The sequence below is a fragment of the Cupriavidus sp. DL-D2 genome (assembly GCF_039710735.1).
GTDB lineage: Bacteria > Pseudomonadota > Gammaproteobacteria > Burkholderiales > Burkholderiaceae > Cupriavidus.
Genome location: NZ_JBDKXK010000004.1, coordinates 125,621 through 151,783, shown reverse-complemented (window position 1 = coordinate 151,783; position 26,163 = coordinate 125,621). Strand labels below are relative to the sequence as shown.

The window sequence follows — 26,163 nt, the reverse complement described above, 5'->3', positions numbered from 1 at the left end:
CTCCGAGGCGGCGCCACATGATACATCGGGGGCAGCGCGCCCCCTGTCGATTCGACTGCAAGCCCTACGCCGCTTTCACTTCTGCTTCAAGCTGCGGTGTGATCATCTTGCGCGCATACAATTCGATCTTCCCGCTGCGCTCGTCCAGGCCATTGAGCACTTCCTCGAGTTCCGCGATGCGGCTTTCGAGCGTGTCGGTGGCTTCGTGAATCCGTTCGATCGAATCCACGCGGCGGCGCAGTTGCTTCTGGTGCTCGCGCACCTGCGCTTCGAGCGGCGTCATTACGGACTTGAGCCAGATCTCGATATCGCGGTTCAGATCGCGGAAATTCTCCAGCACGCGGCTGGCCATCGTCGCGAACGCGTTCTGCACCAGTTGCGGCCGCGAACGCGTGAGCATGCTGACCGTGCCGAAGTGCGCATTGACCAGCGCCAGCGTTTCCTGCAGCTCGTTGGTGTAGCGCGAGGTCACGAATTGCATCGGCGAAGGCAGCGTGAAGCCATGCTCGGCGTTGAAGCGCCGGTACATGCTCTCCACGAGTTGATGCAGCCCCGCAATCTTCTGGTCGGCATCTTCGATCAGGCCGATCAACTGGCCGAACAGCCCTTCCATGTCTTCGCGCAGGCCGCGCGAGAAGAAGCGCTCCTTCATCTGTTCGCGCTTGTCGCGCATCGTGCGGCGCACGTCGCGCAGTTGCAGGCTCTTGATGATGTCCGCGCTATGGCGGCCGAACACCAGACGCAGCGCCTGGAACTTGGCGATGCTCTGCTCGAATTCTTCCTTCTCGCCCTGCACGCGCAGCAGCATGTGCTTGACCATCGCGTGGTTCTTGCCACGCAGCCCGCGCAGTTCGAACAACTGCTCGACGATATCGCGGCGGCGACTTTGCAGCAGTTGCTGCGCACCGCGCGACATATCCTGCACCAGCCGGTGCACCTGGTCCGAAACAATCTCCCGGCGTTGCGGAATGAGCTGGTCGCTCAGCACGCTTTCGAACTGCATCAGGTTGCTGCGTACGAGCATGGCCGGGTCGTTCGTGACCTTGGCCACCAGCCCCTTCTGGGCGGACACCGGATACACGCGGCGTTCCTCGATCCCCAGCGTCTGCGCCGTGGACCGAACCTGTCGCGCGATTTCGCCAGCGATTTCCGGCGACGACTTCAGCGGGTCCCACAGCCCGTCGATCTTGTTGAGCACGGCCAGGCAGCCGCGACGATGGCCAGCCCCCACATGCGAACGCCACAGGGCAAGGTCGCTCTTGGTCACGCCGGCATCGGCGGCCAGCACGAACACCACGACGTGGGCATCGGGAATCAGCCGCAGCGTCAGTTCCGGCTCGGTGCCGATCGCGTTCAGACCCGGTGTGTCGAGGATGACCAGACCCTGGCGCAGCAGCGGATGCGGAAAATTGATCACCGCGTGGCGCCAGCGCGAGACCTCGACCATGCCATCGGCATCCACCGCATACGCGGCGTCGGGATCGTTCTCGTTGTAAAGGCCCAGCGATTCCGCCATGGCCGGCGTCACGCGCGTGGTTTCCACCACGTGCTGGAACGCGGCGAGCATGCCTTCCGGCGACGACGGATCGAGCGGCACCGAGGTCCAGTGCGAATTCGCCGAGCCCGGCTCCATGAAGTCGGCCGTGGAAGCGTCCTGCAGGCGCGTCTCGATGGGCAGCAGGCGGATGCATGGCTGCTCGTTCTCGTCGTAGCGCAACTCGGTCGGGCACATCGTCGTGCGCCCGGCCGAAGACGGCAAGATGCGGCGGCCGTAGTCGGCAAAGAAGATCGCGTTGATCAGTTCGCTCTTGCCGCGCGAAAACTCGGCAATGAACGCGACCTTGAGCCGGTCGCTCTTGAGCACGCTCTGGATGCGCTGCGCACGGTCTTCCGTGGTGGCGTCGTGCAGATCGTATTGCTGCAACCAGGACTGGAATTCCGCGAGTGACTGAAGGACCCCGGTTCTCCAGGCGCCGTATTGTTCGAATTGATGGGCGAGGCTCGTCATGGAGTGATCGCTGTTCGGCTGGATTATGGTTTTGGGCGCTACCTGTTCACGCCTGGGACCGGGCTGCCCGCTGACCCTGCGGACCCGATGTCAGGCGCCGCGCCTATCCCCCACGAGGTGGGGATAACGGCGCTTTTTGTAACTTTTTATGTCTGCGCACACGATACAGGGTTCTTATCGAAATTTGTTGAATTCGAGTCTCTTCCAGCCTTCCTGTTACGCGAAGTGTTGCGCCGGCCCATCGGCACGCCGACGATGCCTTATCTGGCCTCAGACGCCACTCAACGCTGGCACGTCGGACAATAGAACGAGGACCGCTGTCCCTGCACGATCTGGCGGATCGGGGTGCCGCAAACTCGACATGGCTCCCCTGCCCTGTCGTAGACAAAACAATCGAGCTGGAAGTAGCCGGTGCTGCCGTCGCTATGCACGAAATCGCGCAGCGTACTGCCGCCGCGCGCGATGGCTTCCGTCAAGGTTTCGCGGACGGCCACGGCAAGCTTTTCGTAGCGCGCCAGACTGATCCGGCCGGCCGGCGTGGTGGGACGAATGCCCGCGCGGAACAGGCTCTCCGAGCAATAGATGTTGCCCACCCCAACCACGATCTCGCCGGCAAGCAGTGCCTGTTTGATCGCCACGCTACGGCCACGCGTGAGCCGGTACATCCAGGCGCCATCGAAACGCGGATCGAACGGTTCGATACCCAGCCGGCGCAGCAAGGGATGTTCGGAAAGGGCGGATTCGGCAAGCGGCGTCCAGATGATGGCGCCGAATCGTCGGGGATCTCGGAAACGAAGGACGACATCGGCCTCGGCACCAGGACTGGCACCGGGGTACGCGGACAGCACCAGATCGAGGTGGTCATGCGCACCGGCTGCCGGCGGATCGGTATAGACACGCAGCGTGCCGGTCATGCCCAGATGCACCAGCAGCCAACCCGCGACGTCCGTGTCGGGCGTGTCGGGCGTGTCGGGCGGTTCAGGCGTTTCGGGCACACACTCCAGCAGCAGGTATTTGCCCCGCCGTTCGATGCGGCGCACCACGCGTCCGGTCAGCCGGCTTTCGAGTTCGGGTTCCACCGGCCAGCGCAAGCCGCGATGGCGCACTGTTACCTCGGTGATGCGGCGGCCCACCACATGGGGCAGCAATCCCTGCCGCGTGACCTCGACTTCTGGCAATTCTGGCATCTCGCCCGTGTCTCCCAACCGGCATCCAAAACGGGCATCCCAACGGCTTTCGCGCGGACATCCGCACATCCGTCGAACCTCTGCCCCGGTTTCGCGCTCCAAGCACGCAGGGAGTTTCCTGCATGACTGCACGTTTGTGCGGGTTCCCATACGTAGCGACCATTGGCCGCCAGCAGCGCATTGTACCGGCAGGCTACAATGCCTCCATCCATCCCTACGCCCCCGTGCGCCGGAGCTTTGTTTCATGCCGGACCAAATCTTGTCCACTCAGGCCATGCGCCCGGAATCCTCGACGATGAACGCTTCTGCCGCCCTCGGTCCGACGGGTTCGCCCGCGGGCCGCTTCCGTCGCCATGCTCGCGCCCTGGGCGTAGCCGCGTGTCTGGCGTTCGCATCGCTTGCTCATGCCGCACCGGCCACGCTGGCCCAGAACGACGACGAGGCGATCGACATTCCCGCGCCCGCCGCGTCACGGTCGGCACGCACGCCGCTGCCCAATGTCCCGCTGACAGCCGACATTCTTTATCGTGTGCTGGCCGCCGAGATTTCGCTGCAGCGCGGGCTGGTAGGTCCGTCGTACCGCACGTACATGGATCTCGCACGCGAAACGCGCGATCCGCGCCTGGCGCAGCGCGCCACGGAAATTGCCTTTAATGCACGGGCTTCTCAACAGGCCCTTGACGCCGCGCGGCTCTGGACCGAACTCGCGCCGAAGTCACCTGCAGCGCGGCAGGTTCTGTCCACGCTGCTCGTGCTCAGTGCCCGTTGGGAAGAAGCCGAGCCGCTGCTGAGCCAGCAACTGGCACTCGCACCTGCCAACCATCGCGGCGAAGCCATCCTGCTGCTGCAGCAGCAGATGTCGCGCACGAGCGATCCCGCCGGCGCCGTGGGCGTGCTCCAGCGCATCACCGCCAGCGATACCAAGCTCGCCGAGACGCATCTGGCGTTGGCACGGGCGCGTGAAGCCGCGGGCGACAGCCCGGGCGCGCTGACCGAACTCGACCAGGCGCTGCGCATCAAGCCAGACCTCGAAGCCGCGGCACTGATGTCCGCAGAACTGCAGGCCGAGGCCGCGACCGACAAGTCCATCGAGGTGCTGAAGCGCTTCCTGGCCAAGTCTCCGTCGTCGGTCAACGGTCACATCACGCTGGCGCGCCTCTATCTGCAGAAGAACGACATGGAGGCCGCGCGCACCCAGTTCGAGGTCTTGCGCAAGGTAGCGCCGAACGATCCCCGCGTACCGCTGGCACTCGGCCTGACCAGCCTGCAGGCGCGCAGTTATGACGAAGCCGAGCGCTATCTGAAGGAGTACTTGCAGATGGCCGAGAAGTCGCCGGCGGCCAACCCGGACGTCGCGTACCAGTACCTGGCCCAGATCGCGGAGGAAAAGAAGGACTACGCCACCGCCATCACCTGGCTGGACCGCATCGACGACAGCCGCCTGGCCACGGCAGCGCAGGCCAAGCGCGGACAGTTGCTTTCGCGCATGGGACGGTTCGACGATTCCCAGGCCGTGTTCGGCGAACTGCTGGCCGATGCCGAGGACATCCCGGACCCGGCCCAGCGCGCCCAGCGCATTACGGCCATCCGCCAGGCGGAAGTGGCCGCCATGCTCGACGGCAAGGCATACGATCGCGCGCGCAAGGTGCTCGACGAACGCGTCAAGGCCGAGCCGGACAACGCCGACTGGATCTATGAACTGGCCATGCTCGACGAGCGCGAGAAACGCTACGACCACATGGAAACCCGCCTGCGCCGCGTGATCGCGCTGCAGCCGGAACAGAAGCAGGGCTACAACGCGCTGGGTTACTCGCTGGCCGATCGCAACGAGCGCCTGCCCGAGGCCCGCAAACTGCTGGAACGTGCTACCGAACTCGGCCCCGACGATCCCTACATCATGGACAGCCTCGGCTGGGTCAAGTACCGACAGGGCGAATTGCAACCCGCGGCCGATCTCCTGCGCACCGCGTATGCCAAGGCACCCGAGGCCGAGATCGGCGCGCATCTGGGCGAGGTGCTCTGGCACCTGGGCCAGCACGAAGAAGCGCGCAAGACCTGGAACGAGGCGGCCAAGGTGGAGCCTGACAACCAGACGCTGATCGAGACGCTGCGCCGGTACAACCAGAACATGCTGCTATCCCGTTGATCCGCATTGCGTATCATGCCAACGCCCGGGCCCCGCGCCCGGGCGCTGCATTCTGAAGCTGCCACGCGCTGCGCCTTTCATCGCCAACCGTTTCTTCCATGACGATCTTCCGATCCCGACGCCTGGCCCTGCTCGGCCTGGCTGCTCCGCTATTCCTGGCTGCATGCGCCAGCGTCACGCCTACGCGAGGCTTCGACACCGGCGAGACCGCCAGTGCCCAGCAGTACACGGGCCGATTTGCCGCCAACTACACGCGCTATGGCCGCGAAGAAGGCGTGCAGGGCAGCTTCCGCTGGGAAGAACAGGGGCGCAACGTGCGGCTCGACCTGATTTCGCCACTCGGCCAGACCCTGGCCGTGGTCACGAGCACGCCGTCCGGCGCCACGCTCGACCTGCCCAATGAAAAGCCGCGCAACGCCCCGGAAGTGGACACCCTGATGGAACAGGCACTGGGCTTCTCCTTGCCCGTGGCCGGCATGCGTGACTGGCTGCACGGCCGGCCCGCCCCGGGCTCGACATCGAACATCACGCGCGATGCCGGCGGCCGCCCTGACACCCTGAAGCAGAACGGCTGGACCGTGCGCTACCTGGCATGGCAGGAAGCCGCCGCCACGCAGCCGCGCCGTATCGACATGGCGCGCGACAGCAACGAATCGCCGCTGTCGGTGCGGCTCGTGATCGACCCGGAGGCAAAGCAATGAGCACCATCACCACTACCCTGCCCCCGGCAGACCTGCGCGACTGCCCTGCGCCCGCCAAGCTCAACCTGTTCCTGCATGTCACGGGACGCCGCCCAGACGGCTATCACACGCTGCAGACGGTGTTCCAGTTGATCGACTGGTCGGACACCCTGCATTTTCACCGCCGCGACGATGGCGCGATTGTTCGTACCACGGACATTCCCGGCGTGCCAGCCGACACTGACCTGGTGGTCCGTGCAGCCCGCGCACTCCAGCAGGCCACTGGCACGCAATTCGGTGCCGATATCGCCATCGACAAGATCCTGCCGATGGGCGGCGGCATTGGCGGCGGCTCGTCCGACGCGGCCACCACGCTGCTGGCGCTGGACCACCTCTGGGGCACGCGCGTACCGCGCGAGGAACTGATGCGCATTGGCCTGGGGCTGGGCGCGGACGTGCCCGTCTTCGTATTCGGTCAGAACGCCTTTGCCGAGGGCGTGGGCGAGGAACTGACTCCGGTCGACCTGCCCGAGAGTTGGTTCGTGGTCATCCATCCGCGCCAGCACGTACCCACTGCAGCAATATTTTCGGACGAACGCTTGACAAGGAATTCTCCGATCTCTATAGTTGCGGACTTCGCTGCTTGCACAAACAAATTCGCTTTCGGTCGCAACGACTTGCAAGCGATAGCAACAGCGAAGTTCGGCGAAGTTGCCCGAGCCCTTGAATGGCTGAGACACTACAGTCCGCATGCAAGGATGACCGGTTCCGGAGCCTGCGTATTTGCCCGTTTCGAAGACGAGCAAGCAGCGCAGAGAGTGATGGAAAGGTTGCCGTCCGAATGGGATGGCAGGGTTGTGAAAAGTTTGTCACAGCACCCGCTCGCAAGGTTCGTCTAGCGGTTTTTGCTTGGCGCAGTACGGAACTAAAGTTTTGTGCAGCGACAGGCGATAAAGGTTGTGTAGGGGAGTCGCCAAGTCGGTTAAGGCACCGGATTTTGATTCCGGCATACGAGGGTTCGAATCCTTCCTCCCCTGCCATTACTTCCTATAGTGTTTGCGACTAGCAAACATTCGCTATCGGAAATTTCTGATAGCGCAAAGCTCCCCCAGCAGCAAGACAGGTGCCCCGAATGAGCGTCGAAGGCTTGATGGTATTTACCGGCAACGCCAACCCCAAACTCGCGGAGGCTGTTGTACAGCACCTCGGCATTCCTCTGGGCAAGGCGCTGGTCGGCCGTTTCTCCGACGGTGAAGTCCAGTGCGAAATCCAGGAAAACGTTCGCGGCAAGCACGTCATCGTGCTGCAGTCCACCTGCGCGCCGACCAACGACAATCTCATGGAACTGATGGTGATGGTCGATGCGCTCAAGCGCGCGTCGGCGCGTAGCATCACTGCCGCCATGCCCTATTTCGGTTACGCACGCCAGGACCGCCGTCCGCGTTCGGCACGCGTCGCCATCTCGGCCAAGATCGTGGCCAACATGCTGGAAGTGGCGGGTGTGGAACGGGTCCTGACGATGGACCTGCACGCCGACCAGATCCAGGGCTTCTTCGATATCCCCGTCGACAACATCTACGCATCCCCGGTACTGCTGGGCGACCTGCGCGAGAAGAGCTACGGCGACCTGCTGGTCGTCTCGCCCGACGTCGGCGGTGTGGTGCGTGCGCGCGCGCTGGCAAAGCAGCTCGACTGCGACCTGGCGATCATCGACAAGCGCCGCCCCAAGGCCAACGTTTCCGAGGTGATGAACATCATCGGTGAAGTGGCTGGCCGCAACTGCGTGATCATGGACGACATGATCGATACCGGTGGCACGCTGTGCAAGGCCGCGCAGGTGCTCAAGGAACGTGGTGCACTGAAGGTTTTTGCGTATTGCACGCACCCGGTGCTGTCCGGCGGCGCTGCTGCCCGCATCGCCGCGTCGGAACTCGACGAAGTGGTGGTATGCGACACGATTCCGCTGTCCGACGAAGCCCGCCAGTCCGGCAAGATCCGCCAGGTATCGACCGCCCCGCTGCTGGCCGAGACCTTCACGCGTATCGTCAAGGGCGACTCGATCATGTCGCTGTTCGCGGATCACTGATCTGGCGAGCCAGCGTCGGTCCGGCGCGATGTCGCCGGATTCCTGCTAGAATTTTGGGCTTTACCGCATTGGCTGCCTTCGGGCGGCCAATGTGATTCAAACGGTACGGTATTTTCATCGTGCCGTCAGTCGAGGCTGTCTGGTCGCGGACAGCCTTCTTCACATCTGGAGTTGAACATGAAAGTAGTAGCTTTCGATCGTAGCGTACAGGGTACGGGTGCGAGCCGCCGCCTGCGCAATTCGGGCAAGACGCCCGGCATCATCTACGGCGGCGCCGCCGAACCGAAGATGATCGAACTGGACCACAACGCCCTGTGGCACGCCCTGAAGAAGGAAGCGTTCCACTCGTCGATCCTGGACCTGGAAGTGGCTGGCAAGACCGAAAAGGCCCTGCTGCGCGCATTCCAGATGCACCCGTTCAAGCCGATGGTCCTGCACGTTGACTTCCAGCGCGTGTCGGCTTCGGAAAAGATCCACGTCAAGGTGCCCCTGCACTTCATGAACCAGGAAACCGCTCCTGGCGTGAAGCTGGGCCACGGCATCGTGAACCACATCATCAATGACCTGGAAGTGTCGTGCCTGCCGGCCGACCTGCCCGAGTTCATCGAAGTGGACCTGGCCGCAGTGGAACTGAACCAGACGCTGCACCTGTCGGACCTGAAGCTGCCGAAGGGCGTGACCGCCATCACCCACGGTGATGACAACCCGGCCGTGGCAAGCATCTCGCTGCCGGCTGGTGCACAGTCCGCCGAAGCTGGCGACGCTGCCGCAGGCGACACCCCGGCTGCCTAAGCTGCCTGTGTTTCCGAAGGAAACCGCCGGTTCGCCGGCGGTTTTTTTTCGTGCGCAGTTTTCGCGTATCCTTTCACGCCTGCTTTCCGCTTTCTTGCACGCATGATCAAGCTCATCGTCGGCCTCGGTAATCCCGGGGCGGAATACGAAGCCACCCGCCACAACGCGGGCTTCTGGTTCGTGGACCAGCTCGCCCGCATGGGCAGCACCACCCTGCGCGTGGAAGGCCGTTTCCACGGCCTGGCGGGCCGCGCCCGGCTCTGGGACCAGGACGTCTGGCTGCTCAAGCCATCCACGTTCATGAACCGCTCCGGCCAGTCCGTGGTGGCACTCGCTCGCTTCTACAAGATCCTGCCCGACGAGATCCTGGTCGCCCATGACGAGATGGACCTGCCAGCCGGCTCGGTCAAGCTCAAGAAGGGTGGTGGATCCGGCGGCCATAACGGGCTGAAGGACATTTCGGCCCATCTGACCACGCAGGACTACTGGCGTCTGCGCATCGGCGTGGGACACCCGCGCAATGCGCCGGGTGGCAACGCTGGCGGTCGCGAGGATGTGGTCAACTTTGTGCTCAAGCCGCCGCGCAAGGAAGAGCAGCAAGATATCGACGAAGCGATCGACCGCTGCATTGGACCTATCGGCATTCTCGCGAAGGGCGAGCCAGAAAAGGCGATGATGGAACTGCATACCGGCCGATAGCACCTCGCTCCCGAGATCCGGACGTAAAAAACCCCGCCAGCCTTGCGGCTGTGCGGGGTTTTTCATTTTCTGCTTTGTGGGGTGGGGGCCGGAACGAAGTGGCCGGATGTGTCTCCGGCTTCAGGTGACGTGCTTGGCGGCGGTCAGCAGCCGGTAGCGTTGCATCAGCACCTCTTGTGACTCGATGCGGTTCGGGTCCTTCGGAATGCAAGCCACAGGGCAGACCTGCTGGCACTGCGGTTCATCGAAATGGCCGACGCACTCGGTACACTTGTTGGGGTCGATCTCATAGATTTCGGGCCCCATCGAGATGGCTTCGTTCGGGCACTCCGGTTCACAAACGTCGCAATTGATGCAGTCGTCGGTGATCAGTAGCGCCATGATGATTCCTTCCAGCGACCCCGCCCATGCCCGACTGGCCACGTCGGCGGGACCGAAGGCGGTATTTTATTCCTCTTTGCCGATTTTCTCGTTAAGCCACCGCTCGACGGAGGGGAAGACGAATTTGCTGACGTCGCCACCGAGCACGGCAATCTCTCGCACGAAGGTGCCGGAGATGAACTGGTACTGGTCCGAAGGCGTCAGGAACATGGTCTCGACGTCCGGCAACAGATAGCGGTTCATGCCGGCCATCTGGAATTCGTACTCGAAGTCCGAGACGGCGCGCAAGCCGCGCACGATCACGCGCGCGTTGTTCTTGCGCACGAAATCCTTGAGCAGGCCCGAGAAGCCCTCGACCCTGACGTTCGGATAATGGCCCAGCACTTCGCGTGCAATGCCGATGCGCTCTTCGAGCGAAAAGAACGGGCGCTTGTTGGGGCTGTGCGCCACGCCGACCACGAGTTCGTCGAAGATATTCGACGCACGACGGACGAGATCCTCGTGTCCCCGGGTCATGGGATCAAAAGTACCGGGATAGACGGCGACGACCATGTTTCCTCCTTGGGGGGTGCCCGTTGGCGGCCTGCCATTGGCGATGGGCCGCTTCTAATACTGTCTAGGCGACGAGCGTTGGACAATCAACAGCGGCGTAGTGTAACCCCAAAATCCAGCAATGGAAGTCCGCCCGACGCGATTTTGCGGCATCGCAGCACACCCGCAAACGCTTGCCCGGCGCGGGAAACCGCCAGGCAGTCATCATACGTCCCGGACTTAGCCAGCGCCGTTGGCGGTGCGATGCTGAAGAAGGTGGAAATGCACGGCGCCCGCCCTGGCATGGCGCACGATCTCCAGCGACGCCGGGATCGGTGCGTCGGCACCAACCAGCGCCTGGTCCGACTCCACATAGACCACTCCACCGGGACGCGTCAGCCGCGCCGCATGTTCCAGCGCAGGGCCGATCCAGTCTTCTGCGAAAGGCGGGTCCAGGAACACCACGTCGAAGCTGGCGGCGGGCATCTGTGCCGCGGCGGTGAACGCATCGCTCTGCACGATCCTGACCTGCGAAGCATCGAGCTTGTACTGGTTGTCACGCAGTTGCTTTGCCACGCGCGGGTTGGATTCGACCAGCGTCACGGCGGCGGCGCCGCGCGATGCCGCCTCGAAACCCAGCGCGCCAGATCCCGCGAACAGATCGAGGCAGGTCACACCGGAGAGATCCTGGCCAAGCCAGTTGAAGAGCGTCTCGCGCACGCGATCAGGCGTCGGGCGCAGTCCTTCGGCTTCGAGTACCGGCAGCAGGGAGCGTTTCCAGCGACCACCGATGATGCGCACCTGGGCAGGTGCCTGGCGGGGAGGCCGGGGGGCAGAAGTTCGCCCGCGCGGTGCGGGCGAAGGTCGGGATGGCGAATTCATGCCGTGATTGTAGAGCCTGCCCGCGCCGAACACCGTGGATCCGCGCTGAGCAGGCGCCTACATCACTTTTCCGGGCCGCCGACGATCACCGTGGCCATTGCGTCCGGATGCACATGGCGCTGGAACGCCGCACGCACCTGTTCGCGCGTGACCTTGTTGATCTGCGCCGTCCACGTATCGAGATAGTCGAGCGGCAACCCATACCAGCCGATATTCGCCACGTTCGTCAGCAGCTTGCGGTTGCTGTCGATGCGCAGGGGGAAGCCATTGACGAGGTTGTCCTTGGCCGCCTTCAACTCGGCATCGGTCGGTCCCTCTGCCACGTACTTCGCCACGATCTGACGCACCAGCGCCAGTGCCTCGTTCGTGTTTTCCTTCTTGGTCTGCAGCGAGATGCCGAACGGGCCCGGCTGGCGCGACGGCGCGAAATAGCTGTCCACGCCGTAGGTGAGTCCGCGCTTCTCGCGCACCTGGTCAGTCAGGCGCGAACTGAAACCGCCGCCGCCGAGCACATAGTTACCGACCAGCAGCGCGAAGTAGTCAGGGTCGCCACGCGCGATGGACGGCTGGCCGAGCACCACGCTGGCTTGCTGGGCCGGGTGCGGAATCCGCTTCTCGCTGGCCGGGATCGTCATCTGCACGTCCGGCATCTTCGGCGGCGTGGCGCCTTCCGGCAGGCCACGCGTCAGGGCCTCGGCAATCTGCTCGGCCTGCTTGCGGTCGATGGCGCCGATCAGCGTCACGACGGCCCGCTTGGCCGTGTAATTGTCGCGCCAGAACTTCAGCAGATCCTCGCGCGTGATCGAGCCGACCGACTCCACCGTCGCCGACACCCCATACGGATGCGCAGGATAGATGGCCTTCGACAGCGTCTTGTCGGCAATCACGCCCGGCCGGCTATCGCCTTCGCGGATCGCCGTGATCAGCCGCTGCTTCTCGCGTGCCACCACGGCATCGGGATAGGTCGGCGCCTTGATCAACTGCCCTGCCAGCCGAAGTGACTGCTCGCGTTCCTGCGTCGCAGTCAGCGTGCGCAGGCCGATGCCGCCACGGTCGCTGCCGGCCGCACCACCAAAATCGGCGCCGGTATCGGCAAAGGCGTCGGCGATCTGCGCCTCGTTCCGGGCGGGCTGGCCGTCCTGGGCATTGCTGCCCTTGTCGAGCAGCGCGGCAGCCAGCGTGGCCACCCCGGACTTGCCGGGCGGGTCATAGCGGCTGCCCGCATCGAAATCGATATTGACGTCGAGCATCGGGATCGACGGACTCGGCACGAAGAACACCTTCGCGCCCGTGGAGGCTGTCCAGTTCTCGATGGGAATGGCCGCCTGGGCAGCCGTGCCGGCCAGCAGCGCGGCCGTGCCGCAGACTGCCGCGGCCAGCCGGCGCACCAGGCGCGGGGACGCCAGGGTCATGACGGAGAGAGACATCGTCATCGCAATTCCTCAGTGACGCAGGCCCTCGGGGGCAGCGGTCTTGGGCTTGTTGGGATCGATTGGCTGGGGCAGCAGCGTGGCTACCGTCAGGTTGTCGTCATTGAAGTATTTCGCGGCAACGGCCTGCACCTGGGCCGGCGTGACTTCCTTGATCTTGTCGAGCATGCGGTCGATCTGGCGCCAGGAAATGCCGGCGATCTCGGACACGCCGATTTCCATGCCCTGCCCGAACACGGAGTCGCGCTTGTAGATCTGGCCGGCCACCACCTGCGTCTTGACGCGCTTGAGTTCTTCCTCGGACACGCCATTCTTCGCGATCCGCTCGATTTCCTCGCGCAGCGCCTTTTCGATTTCGTCGGTGGTATGGCCGCTGGCCGGTGTGCCGTCCAGGACGAACAGCGACTCGCCCCGGTTGATGCTGTCGTAGCCGACGTTCACGTCATCGGCCAGACGCTTCTCGCGCACCAGTTCGCGCGTCAGCCGCGCGTTGTCGTAGCCGTTCAGTACGGCCGACAGGACTTCCAGCGCGTACGGATCGACATCCTTTTCGACGTCATGCAGGCGCGGCACCTTGTAGGCCATGACCATGTACGGGTTCTCGGCTGGCGCCTTGACCCAGATCCGCTTGATGCCCTTCTGCGGCGCCTCGAGCTGCGTCTTGCGCAGGGGTAGCTCGCGCGGCCTGAGCTTGCCGTAGTAGCGTTCGGCCATCGCCCGCACCTCGGCGGGCTTCACGTCGCCCGTGACCACCAGCAGCGCGTTGTTCGGCACGTACCAGGTCTTGTACCAGTCCTTCACGTCCTCGACGCGCATGTTGACCAGGTCGTCCATCCAGCCGATCACCGGATGCCGGTATGGCATCGACGTATAGACCGTAGCCAGCAGTTGCTCGTACACAGTGCCACGCGGGGAGTCGTCAGTACGCAGCCGGCGCTCCTCCATCACCACCTTCATCTCGCGCTCGAACTCGCTCTTGCTGAAGATGACGTTGGCCATGCGGTCGGCCTCCAGCTCCATCATCTTCGGCAGGTACTGCTTGGCGATCTGCTGGTAATAGAGCGTGAAATCGCGGTTGGTCAGCGCGTTCTCGCGGCCCCCCAGCAGCGCGATCTGCCGCGAGAATTCGCCGATCGGCACCTTGGGCGTGCCCTTGAACATCATGTGTTCGAGCATGTGGGCCACGCCCGTGGTGCCGCTGACCTCGTCGTAGCCGCCCGTGCGGTAGTAGATCTGATGGGCAACCGTCGGCGCGCGATGGTCTTCCTTGACGATGACCCGCATGCCGTTAGACAGCCGGAACTCGGTCGTGCCCGCCTCCGACTGACCGACCTGCCCGGCCGTGGCCATGCCCGATGGCGGCCCCTGCGGCGTGGTGGCCCGGGCGGTTTCCCCCTTGGCTTGTGCCCATGCGCCGCCAGCCAGCGGTCCGGCAAGGGCGAAAGCGATCAGCGTGGATAGGATGGGCCGCGAAAACCTGGGCCGGGAAGGCCGGGCGGCGTGGGAAGGCAGCGACTGGATTCGGGCGGCGCCCGGTCCGGACAAGTCAGCGCAATGGTTCATGCGACCCCGTCTGCTAGAATTTTGGCGATTGATTCTACCGGGGTATTGACCCCTTTCCCAATGTTTAGTTTCTGGAAAAAGCGCAAGGCCGAGCCGGCTCCCACGCCTGCCGAGCCGCCGGTGGCGGCGCCTGTCGCCCCTGCGCCTGTCCCCGCCCCCACGCCGGTCCCCGCGCCCGCCCCAATTCCTGCACCGGCCCCCGTGCCGGCGCCAGTGCCCATCCCCGTTCCCGTACCGGTTCCAGTTCCGGTTCCCGCACCTGTACCGTCACCCGTCCCGGCTCCGGCTCCGGCTCCGGCTCCGGCTCCGGCTCCGGTTCCCGTACCCGTTCCGGTCCCGGTGCCTGCGCAGGTGCCGCCGCCCCCGCCTGCCCCGGTCGCCTACGAGCCCCCTGTGGTCGAGGAACTGGAACTGGTGCCGCCACCAGCGCCCACGGCCGAGGCCAAGCGCGGCTGGATGACGCGCCTGAAGGCCGGACTGTCGAAGACGAGCCGCAACATCGGCGTGCTGTTCGTCGGCGTGAAGGTCGACGAGGCGCTGTTCGAGGAACTGGAAACCGCGCTGCTGATGTCCGATGCCGGCGTGGAAGCCACCGAGTACCTGCTCGACCAACTGCGCCGCCGCATCAAGAATGGCCGCATCGAGACCGCCGAGGGCGTCAAGGCGGCGCTCAAGGACCTGCTCGTCCAGGTGCTCAAGCCGCTCGAGAAGACCATGGAGCTGGGCCGCGAGCAGCCGCTGGTGATGATGATTGCCGGCGTCAACGGCGCGGGCAAGACCACCAGCATCGGCAAGCTCTGCAAGCACTTCCAGTCGTACCACCAGTCCGTGCTGCTGGCCGCCGGCGACACGTTCCGCGCCGCTGCGCGCGAGCAACTGACGATCTGGGGCGAGCGCAACAACGTCACCGTGGTGGCGCAGGAAAGCGGCGACCCCGCCGCCGTGATCTTCGACGCCGTGAACGCCGCCCGCGCCCGCAAGATCGACATCGTGATGGCCGACACCGCCGGCCGCCTGCCCACGCAGCTCCACCTGATGGAAGAACTCAAGAAGGTCAAGCGCGTGGTCGGCAAGGCAATGCCCACGGCCCCGCACGAATGCCTGCTCGTGATCGATGCCAACACCGGGCAGAACGCCCTCGCCCAGACCCGCGCCTTCGACGACGCCCTGGGCCTGACCGGCCTGATCGTCACCAAGCTCGACGGCACCGCCAAGGGCGGCATCCTGGTAGCCATCGCCCGCCAGCGCCCCGTGCCGGTGTACTTCATCGGCGTGGGTGAAAAGGTCGAGGATCTGCAGCCGTTCCGGGCGGAGGAATTTGCGGAGGCGTTGCTGGGGTAAGCCAGTTGTATCTTCGCTCCCGCTTCAGACGAGACAAAGCCCCGCGATTGCGGGGCTTTGTCGTTTGCGGTGCTGGTTCCCCTCTTCCATGTAGTGGGAGAGGGGTTGGGGGAGAGGGCAGGAGGCTCCGCTTGCCAACCACATCGCAATTTGAACCGCTTGCCCTCACCCCCGCCCCTCTCCCGCCCGCGGGAGAGGGGAGAAAACCGGGAGTTTTCGATTTAGCGCCAACAATCGCCGCTTCTGCTACTGCACTATCGAATTCATATCCACCGGCGGATCGAACGCCGCCGTGTCGTCCGTCCATCCGACCACGCTTCCGCCGCACCAGATGCGGAAATTGATCAAAATTTTCATACCAATCTGGAAAGCGCGGCATCTGGTGTTTTCGGCAACCACGTGCAATGGCTGGTCATCAGCCAGCATGCCTTCGAACCGCTCATAGAGAAGCACCGGCTTTGTCGTGACGCGGCCACCAATGTCGATAACAAATCCGCCGACATAGATACAGATTCCGGCAATGGCGATCACGCCGACGCCCCATTTCGCAAACCTACCAATTACCGGACGCGCCACCTTGATATCCCTTTGGATAAAACCTGCGTTCGATCAGTCGATCCGATTTTTCCAGCACGCCAAGCAACTCGGCTGGCGACACGGGCGTCGCGAGATACCGGGGATCGTGCGCAAGAATACCAACCATTTCGAGCACATCAGCCACATTGGAACTACATGAGTTCCGTGTGAGGCTGTAGGGTGCACTTTCTCGAACACGTCGCTCCAATTCATCCTGAATTGCCCCCTTTTCTTCCGAAGACAAACGCATGACGAGGCCGACAACATCCCGGTTCATGCCACGCCATCGCGCGCGAAGCTCGTCCCACCAGCGCTCCCGAGTGTTTGACCGAAGATAGTCCGTCAAGGACCCTTTGTAATACACGCTATGCGCACGGCTGTAGATGACATCATCGATGCCAATGGCAGCGTGCCCAAAAGAGGAGTCAGGTGGCCAGTAGCGACTGTCGAAGACAAATACCTCGATAGTGTCGAGCGTTGGGTTCGCAGTTTTCCCTGAACCATACCCAGACTGCGCCACGCTTGTCGTCCAAAATCCGCCATCGCTTGGCGCAGGAGTCGCTTCGACTGCCGCAATTCCGTAGCGCGCCCTCCAGTTAACTTCGACCGTAAAGTCATTCTGGGATTGAATCACCAAGGGCAACGTCGCGCAGCCACAATGAACCCGGGCACCGCTCACCAGAATCTGCGTCCCATCGATGCTGTAGTCGGGAAAGCAATCGTTGAAAACAGGGCCTGAGGATTTGCAGGCAGGGCAAGTGGCAATATTTCCTTCCACCGCGACCTGCTTGCCATGGTGCAAGTCCGGCAGCTCACAAACGGCAATCAGAATGCCGCCTGTGGAGGTCATATCACCATCAAGGAGCGGATATCGGATGTCGCGCACATGTCCTCCTGAGAAACATCGATCGCCCGCAGCATATCGGTGAGCCGAGATAGTGGATTTGTCTTCCCGCAAGACCGAACGCATGCAACAGAACCAATAAAAAAGGCCCGACATTGCGTCAGGCCTTGGAGGATCGGAAGAATCCTAAATCAGCGTCCCTACTCACTATCCGGCTGCACTCCCGGTGCCGCCTTCTGAAACGCATCGAGCGCCATGCACGCGGCATGGATCTTTGCGATCGTCGGGAACGGGGTCAGGCCTACGTTGAACCGTTGCGCGTTGAATACCTGGGGCACCAGACAGAGGTCGACCAGCGTCGGAGAATCGCCAAACGCGTAGCGGCCGACGTGGCCGAGTTGCGAGAGGTTGATTTCCAGCGAAGCAAAGCCCTGTTCGATCCAGTGGCGATACCAGGCGTCCTTGGCTTCCTCTGTCACCTTCAGTTCGTGCTTGAGATACTTCAGCACGCGCAGGTTGTTGAGCGGATGGATTTCGCAGGCGATCTCCTGCGCCAGGCCGCGTACGACCGCGCGGTCGTACGGGTCCTTCGGCAGCAGGGCCGGTTCCGGATGGATCTCGTCGAGGTACTCGATGATCGCCATCGACTGGATCAGCGGGCGGCCGTCTGCCACGAGTGTCGGCACCACGCCATCGGCGTTGAGCGCGCGATACTCGGGCTTCAGTTGCATGCCGCCTTCCTTGAGCAGATGCACGCCCTTGTAGTCGTAGGGAAGCCCTTTCAGGTTCAGGGCGATGCGCACGCGGAACGAAGCCGAGCTACGGAAGTAGCTGTATAGCTCGAGCATGGCGTCAGACGACCTTGACGGTCATGTCGCCCACGCCTGCGATGTGGCACTGCATGACGTCGCCCTTGACCACGGGACCCACGCCTTCGGGCGTGCCGCTGTAGATCAGGTCGCCGGGCTGCAGTTCGAACAGCTTCGACAGGTACGACACCATTTCAGGCACCGACCAGATCAGGTCCGACAAGTCGCCGCGCTGCTTCTCCACACCGTTCACGGACAGCGTGACTTCACCCTTCTCCGGGTGGCCGATGGCCGAAACCGGCACGATCGGGCCGATGGGCGCCGACTTGTCGAACGCCTTGCCCGTTTCCCAGGGGCGGCCGGTCTTCTTCGATTCGTTCTGCAGGTCGCGGCGCGTCATGTCCAGACCCAGCGCGTAGCCATACACATGGCTGGCGGCCTGTTCGACGGAGATGTCGCGGCCACCCTTGCCGATTGCCACAACCAGTTCCACTTCGTAGTGGCAGTTGCCGGTGCCCGGCGGATACGGGAACGTACCCTCGGTGCCGTCGGCTACATAGCTGACGGCATCGGACGGCTTGCAGAAGAAGAACGGCGGTTCGCGATCGGGGTCCGAGCCCATCTCGCGGGCGTGCGCGGCGTAGTTGCGGCCCACGCAATAGACACGGCGCACGGGAAAGCTTGCGTTGCTGCCGCGCACGGGCACACCGACGGGGGCTTGCGGGGCAAATACGAACTCGGTCATCCAGATCTCCAGCTTGTTTCTCTTTTGATGGAACGCCGCGCCGGCGTTTTCGGTGGACACGGCCAGTGTGGCCTCGGCGCGGCAGGGGGAAAGCATACACCCAAGGTGGGACCGCACGCTGCCGGTGCGTTGCACGATTCTGGCGCGGCCATGGCGTGCAGCCACGCGCCGGCGTCGCGCATGGCGATGCACGATTTTTTCCCATTCGCACGATTCGATGGCGACGCACCGCACCGGCCCGGCGCGCCGCGCCTCCGCTCGGTGAAAAGCGCGCGAGGCGCTACCCGTTTGTGCACCGCAACGAGCATGGCACACCGCTTGCGTAGTGCCATGCAACGGCCAACGACGGCCGGGCAGCAAACAGAACATCCACAACTTGCGTGTGTGCGCCTTTCAGATTTCAGCGCGCCACCGGACAACGGCGTCCTGCATTGCAATCCGTTTTTTGCGAGACGGCTGCAGTGGGGACGCTTTTTTTTCTTTCGGAGCCATCGCGATGCCACCCCGCCCTGAAGCTGCCGCACCTGTCTTGCTCGATCCCCCTTCCAGCCCCACGCGCCGTCGCGTACTGGCTGGCATCGCCGGCGCCAGCGTGATGACGCTGGTAGACCCGCTGGTGCGCAGCGGCGCATGGGCCGCCGGCTCCGATGCCCCGGAGAAGGCCGAGGTGAAAATCGGCTTCATTCCGCTGACGGATTGCGCGTCGGTAGTCATGGCCTCGACGCTGGGCCTCGACAAGAAATACGGCATCAAGATCACGCCGAGCAAGGAAGCCAACTGGGCCAGCGTGCGCGACAAGCTCGTCAACGGCGAGCTCGATGCCGCGCACGTGCTGTACGGACTCATCTACGGCGTGCAACTCGGCATCGGCGGGCCGAAGAAAGACATGGCGGTGCTGATGAACCTGAACCACAACGGCCAGGCCATCACGCTCTCGCAAAAGCTGGCCGAGAAGGGCGTGAAGGATGGCGCGAGCCTGAAGGCATTGATGATGAAGGAGAAGCGCGAGTATGTGTTCGCGCAGACCTTCCCCACCGGCACGCACGCGATGTGGCTCTACTACTGGCTGGCCGCCAACGGCATCCATCCGATGCAGGATGCCAAGGCCATCACCGTGCCGCCGCCGCAGATGGTGGCCAACATGCGCGTGGGGAACATGGATGGATACTGCGTGGGCGAGCCATGGGGTGCGCGCGCCATCGCCGACAAGATCGGCTTCACGGCCGAGACCACGCAGGCCATCTGGAAGGATCATCCCGAGAAGGTGCTCGGCACCACCTCGGATTTCGTGCAGAAGAATCCGAATACGGCACGCGCGATGGTGGCGGCGATTCTCGAAGCGTCGAAGTACATCGACGCCTCCACGTCGAACCGCCGCAAGACCGCCGAGACCATCGCCGCGAAGTCCTACGTCAACACCGACATGGACATCATCCTGGACCGCATGCTGGGCCGGTACAGCAACGGGCTGGGCAAGACGTGGGATGACCCGGATTCGATGAAGTTCTACTCGGATGGCGCCGCGAATTATCCGTTCCTGTCCGATGGCATGTGGTTCCTGACGCAGCACAAGCGCTGGGGCCTGCTCAAGGACCATCCGGACTACCTGGCCGTGGCGAAGAAGGTGAACCGCATCGACATCTACAAGCAAGGCGCAGCCGCCGCGCAGGTGCCGCTGCCGAAGAGCGATTTCCGTACCGCCAAGCTGATCGATGGCGTGACGTGGGACGCCACCAAGGACCCGAAGGCGTATGCCGACGGCTTCAAGATCAAGGCGTCGGCGCTCTGACCGCTCTGACGCCTCTGCCCGGGAGATTGCCGTGAATACCATCGTTCAGACCGCTGCGGAATCCGACATGAAAGAGCACACGCGCCGCCGTGCGCTGGAGATCGCCGCGCAGGAGAAGGAGGCCGCGCGGCGCGAGGCGATCTCCGCATTGACGCTCAAGTGTGTGCCGCCGCTGGTGGGCTTCGTGCTGTTCGTGCTCGTCTGGCACGGCATCGCCACGATGATTCCGTCGCTGCCCACGCCGGGTGCCACATGGAATGCAGCCGTGCCGCTGTTCTCCGATCCGTTCTACCGCAACGGCCCGAACGACCAGGGCATCGGCTGGAACATCCTGGCGTCGCTGGCACGCGTGGCAACCGGCTTTGGGCTGGCAGCGGTCATCGGCATTCCGGCTGGCTTCCTGCTCGGACGATTCGCGTTTCTGAACGCGATGGCCGCGCCCGTGATCAGCCTGCTGCGGCCGGTGTCGCCGCTGGCGTGGCTGCCCATCGGACTGCTGCTGTTCAAGGCAGCCAACCCCGCAGCCATCTGGGCGATCTTCATCTGCTCGATCTGGCCGATGATCATCAACACGGCAGTGGGCGTGACGCGCGTGCCGCAGGATTACCTGAATGTGGCGCGCGTGCTCGATCTTTCCGAATGGACGATCTTCCGCCGCGTACTGTTTCCGGCCGTGCTGCCTTACATGCTCACGGGCGTGCGGCTTTCCATCGGCACCGCGTGGCTCGTGATCGTGGCCGCTGAGATGCTGACGGGCGGCACCGGCATCGGTTTCTGGTTGTGGGACGAGTGGAACAACCTCAAGGTCGAACACATCGTCATCGCCATCTTCATCATCGGCGTGGTGGGCCTGGTGCTGGAGCACCTGCTGCTGGCCCTGGCGCGCCGCTTCAGCTACGGCAATACCTAAGGAGCGACGTCATGGAAAAATTCGTCAGCATCGAAGGCGTGGGACAGACCTTCAAGACGCGCAAGGGACCTTTCGTGGCGCTGCGCGATATCGACCTGTCGATTGCCGAAGGCGAGTTCATCACGCTGATCGGCCACTCGGGTTGCGGCAAGTCCACGCTACTGAACCTGATTGCCGGCCTGACCACGCCCACGACCGGCGCACTGATCTGCGCGGGGCGCGAGATCGCGGGGCCCGGCCCGGAGCGCGGCGTGGTATTTCAGAACCACTCGCTGCTGCCCTGGCTGACGTGCTTCGAGAATGTGCTGCTCGGCGTGGACCGCGTGTTCGGTGCCACGGAGAACGCCGCACAACGCAAGGCGCGCACGCACGAGACGCTGGCGCTTGTGGGACTCACTCACGCCGAGGCAAAGTATCCGCATGAAATTTCGGGCGGCATGAAGCAGCGCGTAGGCATTGCCCGCGCGCTCGCCATCCAGCCCAAGGTGTTGCTGATGGACGAGCCGTTCGGTGCGCTCGATGCGCTGACGCGTGCCCATCTGCAGGACGAGTTGATCAAGATCGTCGAACGGACGAAGAGCACTGTGGTCATGGTCACGCACGACGTGGACGAAGCCGTGCTGCTGGCCGACCGCATCGTCATGATGACCAACGGCCCGGCAGCGACGATTGGCGAAATCCTGCATGTCGATATCCCGCGCCCGCGCGATCGCGTGGCGCTGGCTGACGACCGCACCTATCACGCCTGCCGTACCGCCGTGCTCGACTTCCTGTACCGCAAGCAGCGCAATCCGGCGCTGCAACAGGCTGCCTGAGCAAACCGTGGCGTCATGGTGCAGATCGAGCAGGAATCGTGGGCTATCATGAACGCCACCCCCACGATTCCGCAGTCATCATGACTTCTGCATCTCCGTTTTCTGCCGCCCGCTACATCAAGGAGATCGGCCGAGGCGTCAATGGCGCCCGTGCCCTGCCGCGCGAAGACGCGCAGGCACTCTTCGATGCCATGCTGGCCGGCCGTGTTTCCGATATCGAGCTGGGCGCGGTGCTCATGGCCTACCGCATCAAGGGCGAGGCCCCGCACGAACTGGCCGGCATGCTCGAAGCCGCGCACGCGCACTGCCAGCCGCTGGCAGCGCCCGCCGACAAACCCGTCGTGGTCATCCCCAGTTACAACGGCGCGCGCAAGCAACCGAACCTGGTGCCGCTGCTGGCCCTTCTGCTGGCGCGCGATGGCGTGCCGACGCTGGTGCATGGCGTGCGCGCATTTGCAGGCCGGGTGACCAGCCTCGAACTGTTCGAAGCACTGGGCGTGCCGCTGGCTTCCAGCACGCAGGCCGCACAGGATCAGTTGGCCGCATCATCGCATCCGCTGGCGGTGTTGCCCATCGACGTGCTGTCGCCCGCAATCTCGGCGCTGCTCGACAAGCGTTCGATCATCGGCCTGCGCAATTCGTCGCACACCATCGTCAAGATGCTGCAGCCGGTGGGCCAGCACACACCGGGCGAGGCGCTGCGACTCTACAGCTACACCCACCCCGAGTACCGCGAGACGCTGACCGACTACTTCTCGCACGAACCGGCCAATGTATTGCTGGGACGCGGGACGGAAGGCGAGGTGGTGGCCGACGCGCGGCGCAGTACGCGCATCGACTGGATGCACGACGGCCATCAGCAGACGATGATCGATCCGGTTACAGGCTCGATTGGCGACGTACCCGAACTGCCACCGGGCACCGATGTGGCGGCCACCGCTGCGTGGATCCGGCAGGTGCTCGACGGTGCGGCACCCGTGCCGGCCCCGATCGCCACCCAGGTCGAGACGATCAAGGAATGCCTGAAGCAGGCCACCCGGGTGGCCTGGGCCAGCCCGGTCTGACGAACAGGTAAAGGGCGCCTAGCGCCGTGTCGGCAGCGGGATGCGTTCGGTCTCGCCGGGTACGTGCGGGAACTGGTCGTCCTGCCAGCGCTGGCTGGCTTCCTCGATGGCGTCCTTGCTGCTGGCCACGAAGTTCCAGAAGATGAAGCGCCGGCCGTCAGTGGGATCGCCGCCCAGCAGCATCAGGCGCGACGGGATTGTGGCGGTCACCGTGACAGGCTCGCCCGGCGTCAGCGTCACCAGGTGCTCGGCCGGCAGCGTCTCGCCATCCAGTTCCACATTGCCGTCCACCGGATAGATCCCGCGCTGTACGTGCTCCGCCGGAATCACAAGACTGGCGCCCGCTTCCATTTCGATTGCCACGTACAAGGTGCGGCTATAGACACGCACGGGCGACTCGGCGCCGAACGCATCGCCAGCGATCACGGTCATGCGCACGCCAGGCAGTTCCAGCTTGGGCAGCGTGGCGCCGGGGTGATGGTGGAACGAGGGCGGATCGTTCTCGTGCGCCTTCGGCAGCGCCACCCAGGTCTGGATGCCATGCAGGCGCGGCCCGGCCTCGCGCGCGGCGTCCGGCGACCGTTCTGAGTGTGCGATCCCGCGTCCGGCCGTCATCCAGTTCACGTCGCCAGGGCGGATGACCTGTTCACTGCCCAGGCTATCGCGATGCATGATCTCGCCCTCGAACAAGTAAGTCACGGTGGCGAGCCCGATATGCGGATGCGGACGCACATCCATGCCCTGGCCGGGCGCCATCTCCACAGGCCCCATGTGATCGAAGAAGATGAAAGGTCCGACGGTCTGGGTGGTAGCGGCCGGCAGCAGGCGGCGCACTGTGAACTCGCCGATGTCCCGGACGTGGGGTTTCAGCAAGTGTTCGATAGCAGACATGGATGGCTCCGGAAAGGGGCTGAAAAACAACTTCCAGTGTAGCGAATCCAGCAATAGACCATCCCAGAATTCCTCAGAATTCGTAGGAAACCGATGGACAAGAACGCCCTCTAACATTCCTGTTGAGGAAGCGCGGCCGTCAAACCCTTGCCAGTCGCGGATCCGGGGCACCGGAGCAAAGTTTTGTGCCTATTTGAAAATAGCTTCTGATCGTCTGGAACTATCATTTCCATAAGACCTCAAACTTAGCACTCGTCCGGTTCGAGTGCTAATATGCGTTGCAATGCGGTGTCCCACCGGGACACACCGGCAACTGCCAGCCGGATGCGAAAGGAGTCAAAGTGAACGCAGTCCTGTCTGCCGATCAAAACCAAGTTTCCCGCCGTCTGCCGACGGCGCCCCAGAACGCTGCTGCGAACGCTTTCGCGCTGACGTTCCCGGGCACGCTGGGCAATCTGGAAAGCTATATCCAGGCCGTCCACCGTATTCCGATGCTCACCCCCGAGGAAGAGCTTCGGCTGGCGCGCGACCTGCGCGACAACGAATCTGTCGACGCCGCGCGTCGCATGGTCATGTCGCACCTGCGCCTGGTGGTGTCCATTGCCCGCCAGTACCTGGGCTATGGCCTGCCCCACGCCGACCTGATCCAGGAAGGCAACATCGGCCTGATGAAGGCCGTGAAGCGCTACGACCCCGAGCAGGGTGTGCGGCTGGTGTCGTATGCGATGCACTGGATCAAGGCCGAGATCCACGAATACGTGCTGAAGAACTGGCGCATGGTCAAGGTGGCGACCACCAAGGCCCAGCGCAAGCTGTTCTTCAACCTGCGCAGCCACAAGACCGGCCTGCACACCTTCACGCCCGAACAGGTGGAAGCCGTTGCGCGCGAGCTCAACGTGAAGCCCGAGGAAGTGATGGAGATGGAAACCCGCATGGCAGGCGGTGATCTGGCGCTGGAAGGCCAGGTCGACGATGGCGAAGAAGACTTCGCGCCCATCGCCTACCTCGCGGACAACCACAACGAGCCGACCAAGGTGCTGGAAGCCAAGCGTCAGGACCGCCTGCAGGTCGAGGGTCTGGAAGAAGCCCTGACCAAGCTCGATCCGCGCAGCCGCCGCATCATCGAGGCGCGCTGGCTCGACGTGAACGATGACGGCTCGGGTGGCTCCACGCTGCACGAACTGGCTGACGAGTTTGGTGTATCGGCCGAGCGTATCCGCCAGATCGAATCGGCGGCGATGAAGAAGATGAAGGGTGCGCTGGCGGCTTTCGCCTGACTCTCGCTCCCCGAAAGTACGAAAGGCCGGTCAACTGACCGGCCTTTTTGTTTTCATGCCCCGTGGAACGCTCAGGAGGCCATCAGCGCCTTCAAATCATGCGCGATGGGTTCCGGGCCCTGTCCATGCCGGATGAACAGGCGCAGCTGGCCGTTCTGGTCGAACACGTAGCTGCCGGCCGAGTGGTCCATCGTGTAGTTCAGGGGTGACGTCCCCGGCACCTTGGCGTAATAGACCTTGAAGTCCTTCGCCACCTTCTTCAGCGCGACTTCGTCAGCGGGACGCAGGCCGATGAACCGCGAGTCGAAGGCCGGCACGTACTGCCCCATCAACTGCGCCGTGTCGCGCTCCGGGTCCACGGTGATGAACAGCACCTGCACCTTGTCGGCATCGGCGCCCATCTGTTCCATGACCTGCTTGAGTTCGACCATGGTGGTCGGGCACACGTCGGGGCAGTGGGTGTAGCCGAAGAACATCAGCACGACCTTGCCCTTGAAGTCCGCCATCGTGCGCGTCTTGCCCGTGGGGTCCTGGAGCGCGAAGTCCTTGCCGAAATCGGACGCGCCCGAGATATCGACATTCTTGAACGAAGGCTTCGGCTGGCCGCACGCGGCGAGGAACAGCGTGCAGAGCGCGAGCAGGCAGAGGCGGCGCAACAGGGAGAAACTCGTGGAGAAATTCGGCATGCGGCAGTGGGAGGAAGGGGGAGAGACGCCC

At 63.7% G+C, this 26,163-nt stretch carries 26 protein-coding genes and 1 tRNA gene; 14 read left to right on the top strand and 13 right to left on the bottom strand.

The genetic code is table 11. The annotated features are described in order from the left end of the window. Positions 1 to 64 precede the first annotated feature (64 nt). The gene (locus ABDB81_RS03620) at positions 65 to 2,008 is read right to left on the bottom strand and encodes a dynamin family protein (RefSeq protein WP_137924048.1); all 1,944 of its coding nucleotides are present in this window, start codon (positions 2,006 to 2,008) and stop codon (positions 65 to 67) included. Between ABDB81_RS03620 and ABDB81_RS03615 the strand changes: the two genes are divergently transcribed. Then, a complete protein-coding gene (locus ABDB81_RS03615; RefSeq protein ID WP_171020335.1) occupies positions 1,979 to 2,314 on the top strand; it encodes a hypothetical protein in 336 nt (111 codons plus the stop codon). The two genes, ABDB81_RS03620 and ABDB81_RS03615, sit on opposite strands and share 30 nt — an antisense overlap. Here the strand turns inward: ABDB81_RS03615 and mutM are convergent. Continuing rightward, on the bottom strand, positions 2,290 to 3,195 hold the full coding sequence (gene mutM / locus ABDB81_RS03610) for a bifunctional DNA-formamidopyrimidine glycosylase/DNA-(apurinic or apyrimidinic site) lyase (protein ID WP_346809812.1): 906 nt from the start codon (positions 3,193 to 3,195) through the stop codon (positions 2,290 to 2,292). The two genes, ABDB81_RS03615 and mutM, sit on opposite strands and share 25 nt — an antisense overlap. 244 nt (positions 3,196 to 3,439) lie before the next feature. Here mutM and ABDB81_RS03605 point away from each other — a divergent pair, with 244 nt between their 5' ends. The 7 genes from ABDB81_RS03605 to pth all read left to right on the top strand — a co-directional run bounded on the left by ABDB81_RS03605 (position 3,440) and on the right by pth (position 9,598). Further along, entirely contained in the window at positions 3,440 to 5,341 is a 1,902-nt protein-coding gene (locus ABDB81_RS03605; protein WP_346809810.1) for a tetratricopeptide repeat protein, read from the top strand. A gap of 104 nt (positions 5,342 to 5,445) precedes the next feature. Further along, on the top strand, positions 5,446 to 6,042 hold the full coding sequence (gene lolB, locus ABDB81_RS03600; RefSeq protein WP_137924143.1) for a lipoprotein insertase outer membrane protein LolB: 597 nt from the start codon (positions 5,446 to 5,448) through the stop codon (positions 6,040 to 6,042). Continuing rightward, positions 6,039 to 6,920, top strand: coding sequence for a 4-(cytidine 5'-diphospho)-2-C-methyl-D-erythritol kinase (gene ispE / locus ABDB81_RS03595; RefSeq protein WP_346809809.1), 882 nt, complete (start codon positions 6,039 to 6,041; stop codon positions 6,918 to 6,920). Before lolB ends, ispE begins: the two co-directional genes overlap by 4 nt. A 64-nt stretch (positions 6,921 to 6,984) precedes the next feature. Beyond that, positions 6,985 to 7,061: transfer RNA gene (locus ABDB81_RS03590), tRNA-Gln, on the top strand. Between the two features lie 92 nt (positions 7,062 to 7,153). Continuing rightward, positions 7,154 to 8,107: a ribose-phosphate pyrophosphokinase gene (locus tag ABDB81_RS03585; RefSeq protein WP_137924044.1), complete on the top strand. Its 954-nt coding sequence runs from the start codon at positions 7,154 to 7,156 to the stop codon at positions 8,105 to 8,107. 177 nt (positions 8,108 to 8,284) lie between these two features. Then, entirely contained in the window at positions 8,285 to 8,899 is a 615-nt protein-coding gene (locus ABDB81_RS03580) for a 50S ribosomal protein L25/general stress protein Ctc (protein ID WP_137924043.1), read from the top strand. Positions 8,900 to 9,001: 102 nt separating this feature from the next. Further along, complete coding sequence (gene pth, locus ABDB81_RS03575; RefSeq protein ID WP_137924042.1) at positions 9,002 to 9,598, top strand: aminoacyl-tRNA hydrolase; 597 nt, start codon at positions 9,002 to 9,004, stop codon at positions 9,596 to 9,598. Positions 9,599 to 9,718: 120 nt separating this feature from the next. Here the strand turns inward: pth and ABDB81_RS03570 are convergent, their stop codons facing one another. The 5 genes from ABDB81_RS03570 to ABDB81_RS03550 form a co-directional block, all read right to left on the bottom strand. After that, complete coding sequence (locus ABDB81_RS03570; protein WP_137924041.1) at positions 9,719 to 9,979, bottom strand: YfhL family 4Fe-4S dicluster ferredoxin; 261 nt, start codon at positions 9,977 to 9,979, stop codon at positions 9,719 to 9,721. A 66-nt stretch (positions 9,980 to 10,045) separates the two neighbouring features. Further along, complete coding sequence (gene coaD, locus ABDB81_RS03565; RefSeq protein ID WP_130392185.1) at positions 10,046 to 10,531, bottom strand: pantetheine-phosphate adenylyltransferase; 486 nt, start codon at positions 10,529 to 10,531, stop codon at positions 10,046 to 10,048. A 219-nt stretch (positions 10,532 to 10,750) separates the two neighbouring features. Next, positions 10,751 to 11,392: a 16S rRNA (guanine(966)-N(2))-methyltransferase RsmD gene (gene rsmD, locus ABDB81_RS03560; protein ID WP_171020336.1), complete on the bottom strand. Its 642-nt coding sequence runs from the start codon at positions 11,390 to 11,392 to the stop codon at positions 10,751 to 10,753. Between the two features lie 62 nt (positions 11,393 to 11,454). Then, the gene (locus tag ABDB81_RS03555; protein WP_137924142.1) at positions 11,455 to 12,819 is read right to left on the bottom strand and encodes a pitrilysin family protein; all 1,365 of its coding nucleotides are present in this window, start codon (positions 12,817 to 12,819) and stop codon (positions 11,455 to 11,457) included. A 15-nt stretch (positions 12,820 to 12,834) separates the two neighbouring features. Further along, positions 12,835 to 14,385 (bottom strand): pitrilysin family protein, encoded by a 1,551-nt coding sequence (locus tag ABDB81_RS03550; protein ID WP_346809806.1) that lies wholly within the window; start codon positions 14,383 to 14,385, stop codon positions 12,835 to 12,837. 60 nt (positions 14,386 to 14,445) lie between these two features. Here ABDB81_RS03550 and ftsY point away from each other — a divergent pair, with 60 nt between their 5' ends. Beyond that, the gene (ftsY, locus tag ABDB81_RS03545; protein ID WP_346809804.1) at positions 14,446 to 15,726 is read left to right on the top strand and encodes a signal recognition particle-docking protein FtsY; all 1,281 of its coding nucleotides are present in this window, start codon (positions 14,446 to 14,448) and stop codon (positions 15,724 to 15,726) included. Between the two features lie 246 nt (positions 15,727 to 15,972). Here the strand turns inward: ftsY and ABDB81_RS03540 are convergent, their stop codons facing one another. The 4 genes from ABDB81_RS03540 to ABDB81_RS03525 all read right to left on the bottom strand — a co-directional run bounded on the left by ABDB81_RS03540 (position 15,973) and on the right by ABDB81_RS03525 (position 18,700). After that, positions 15,973 to 16,257, bottom strand: a complete 285-nt coding sequence (locus ABDB81_RS03540) for a hypothetical protein (RefSeq protein ID WP_346809802.1) — start codon at positions 16,255 to 16,257, stop codon at positions 15,973 to 15,975. A gap of 22 nt (positions 16,258 to 16,279) precedes the next feature. Further along, a complete protein-coding gene (locus tag ABDB81_RS03535) occupies positions 16,280 to 17,188 on the bottom strand; it encodes a PAAR domain-containing protein (RefSeq protein ID WP_346809800.1) in 909 nt (302 codons plus the stop codon). 158 nt (positions 17,189 to 17,346) lie between these two features. Then, entirely contained in the window at positions 17,347 to 17,994 is a 648-nt protein-coding gene (gene maiA, locus ABDB81_RS03530; RefSeq protein WP_346809798.1) for a maleylacetoacetate isomerase, read from the bottom strand. A gap of 4 nt (positions 17,995 to 17,998) precedes the next feature. Beyond that, complete coding sequence (locus ABDB81_RS03525; protein ID WP_137925983.1) at positions 17,999 to 18,700, bottom strand: fumarylacetoacetate hydrolase family protein; 702 nt, start codon at positions 18,698 to 18,700, stop codon at positions 17,999 to 18,001. Positions 18,701 to 19,196: 496 nt separating this feature from the next. Between ABDB81_RS03525 and ABDB81_RS03520 the strand changes: the two genes are divergently transcribed. The 4 genes from ABDB81_RS03520 (at position 19,197) to ybiB (ending at position 23,278) form a co-directional block, all read left to right on the top strand. After that, positions 19,197 to 20,489 (top strand): CmpA/NrtA family ABC transporter substrate-binding protein, encoded by a 1,293-nt coding sequence (locus ABDB81_RS03520; protein WP_346809796.1) that lies wholly within the window; start codon positions 19,197 to 19,199, stop codon positions 20,487 to 20,489. A 67-nt stretch (positions 20,490 to 20,556) separates the two neighbouring features. Further along, a complete protein-coding gene (gene ntrB, locus ABDB81_RS03515; RefSeq protein ID WP_202126724.1) occupies positions 20,557 to 21,399 on the top strand; it encodes a nitrate ABC transporter permease in 843 nt (280 codons plus the stop codon). Positions 21,400 to 21,410: 11 nt separating this feature from the next. After that, complete coding sequence (locus tag ABDB81_RS03510) at positions 21,411 to 22,214, top strand: ABC transporter ATP-binding protein (protein ID WP_137925981.1); 804 nt, start codon at positions 21,411 to 21,413, stop codon at positions 22,212 to 22,214. 80 nt (positions 22,215 to 22,294) lie between these two features. Continuing rightward, a complete protein-coding gene (gene ybiB, locus ABDB81_RS03505; protein ID WP_137925980.1) occupies positions 22,295 to 23,278 on the top strand; it encodes a DNA-binding protein YbiB in 984 nt (327 codons plus the stop codon). Positions 23,279 to 23,296: 18 nt separating this feature from the next. On the opposite strand, the gene ABDB81_RS03500 is transcribed toward ybiB, so the two are convergent. Then, on the bottom strand, positions 23,297 to 24,169 hold the full coding sequence (locus tag ABDB81_RS03500) for a pirin family protein (protein WP_137925979.1): 873 nt from the start codon (positions 24,167 to 24,169) through the stop codon (positions 23,297 to 23,299). 341 nt (positions 24,170 to 24,510) lie between these two features. Here ABDB81_RS03500 and rpoH point away from each other — a divergent pair, with 341 nt between their 5' ends. Next, positions 24,511 to 25,446: an RNA polymerase sigma factor RpoH gene (gene rpoH / locus ABDB81_RS03495; RefSeq protein ID WP_137925978.1), complete on the top strand. Its 936-nt coding sequence runs from the start codon at positions 24,511 to 24,513 to the stop codon at positions 25,444 to 25,446. 71 nt (positions 25,447 to 25,517) lie between these two features. Here rpoH and ABDB81_RS03490 read toward each other — a convergent pair whose 3' ends face one another. Then, positions 25,518 to 26,132: an SCO family protein gene (locus ABDB81_RS03490; protein ID WP_137925977.1), complete on the bottom strand. Its 615-nt coding sequence runs from the start codon at positions 26,130 to 26,132 to the stop codon at positions 25,518 to 25,520. Positions 26,133 to 26,163 lie beyond the last annotated feature (31 nt).

What these genes read in the sequence shown, in the direction of transcription:
- ABDB81_RS03620 (WP_137924048.1), bottom strand. Translation starts at nt 2,008, where the DNA reads ATGACGAGCCTCGCCCATCAATTCGAACAATACGGCGCCTGGAGAACC.
- mutM (WP_346809812.1), bottom strand. Translation starts at nt 3,195, where the DNA reads ATGCCAGAATTGCCAGAAGTCGAGGTCACGCGGCAGGGATTGCTGCCC.
- ABDB81_RS03605 (WP_346809810.1), top strand. Translation starts at nt 3,440, where the DNA reads ATGCCGGACCAAATCTTGTCCACTCAGGCCATGCGCCCGGAATCCTCG.
- ispE (WP_346809809.1), top strand. Translation starts at nt 6,039, where the DNA reads ATGAGCACCATCACCACTACCCTGCCCCCGGCAGACCTGCGCGACTGC.
- ABDB81_RS03585 (WP_137924044.1), top strand. Translation starts at nt 7,154, where the DNA reads ATGAGCGTCGAAGGCTTGATGGTATTTACCGGCAACGCCAACCCCAAA.
- ABDB81_RS03580 (WP_137924043.1), top strand. Translation starts at nt 8,285, where the DNA reads ATGAAAGTAGTAGCTTTCGATCGTAGCGTACAGGGTACGGGTGCGAGC.
- pth (WP_137924042.1), top strand. Translation starts at nt 9,002, where the DNA reads ATGATCAAGCTCATCGTCGGCCTCGGTAATCCCGGGGCGGAATACGAA.
- ABDB81_RS03570 (WP_137924041.1), bottom strand. Translation starts at nt 9,979, where the DNA reads ATGGCGCTACTGATCACCGACGACTGCATCAATTGCGACGTTTGTGAA.
- coaD (WP_130392185.1), bottom strand. Translation starts at nt 10,531, where the DNA reads ATGGTCGTCGCCGTCTATCCCGGTACTTTTGATCCCATGACCCGGGGA.
- rsmD (WP_171020336.1), bottom strand. Translation starts at nt 11,392, where the DNA reads ATGAATTCGCCATCCCGACCTTCGCCCGCACCGCGCGGGCGAACTTCT.
- ABDB81_RS03555 (WP_137924142.1), bottom strand. Translation starts at nt 12,819, where the DNA reads ATGTCTCTCTCCGTCATGACCCTGGCGTCCCCGCGCCTGGTGCGCCGG.
- ABDB81_RS03550 (WP_346809806.1), bottom strand. Translation starts at nt 14,385, where the DNA reads ATGAACCATTGCGCTGACTTGTCCGGACCGGGCGCCGCCCGAATCCAG.
- ftsY (WP_346809804.1), top strand. Translation starts at nt 14,446, where the DNA reads ATGTTTAGTTTCTGGAAAAAGCGCAAGGCCGAGCCGGCTCCCACGCCT.
- maiA (WP_346809798.1), bottom strand. Translation starts at nt 17,994, where the DNA reads ATGCTCGAGCTATACAGCTACTTCCGTAGCTCGGCTTCGTTCCGCGTG.
- ABDB81_RS03525 (WP_137925983.1), bottom strand. Translation starts at nt 18,700, where the DNA reads ATGACCGAGTTCGTATTTGCCCCGCAAGCCCCCGTCGGTGTGCCCGTG.
- ABDB81_RS03520 (WP_346809796.1), top strand. Translation starts at nt 19,197, where the DNA reads ATGCCACCCCGCCCTGAAGCTGCCGCACCTGTCTTGCTCGATCCCCCT.
- ntrB (WP_202126724.1), top strand. Translation starts at nt 20,557, where the DNA reads ATGAAAGAGCACACGCGCCGCCGTGCGCTGGAGATCGCCGCGCAGGAG.
- ABDB81_RS03510 (WP_137925981.1), top strand. Translation starts at nt 21,411, where the DNA reads ATGGAAAAATTCGTCAGCATCGAAGGCGTGGGACAGACCTTCAAGACG.
- ybiB (WP_137925980.1), top strand. Translation starts at nt 22,295, where the DNA reads ATGACTTCTGCATCTCCGTTTTCTGCCGCCCGCTACATCAAGGAGATC.
- ABDB81_RS03500 (WP_137925979.1), bottom strand. Translation starts at nt 24,169, where the DNA reads ATGTCTGCTATCGAACACTTGCTGAAACCCCACGTCCGGGACATCGGC.
- ABDB81_RS03490 (WP_137925977.1), bottom strand. Translation starts at nt 26,132, where the DNA reads ATGCCGAATTTCTCCACGAGTTTCTCCCTGTTGCGCCGCCTCTGCCTG.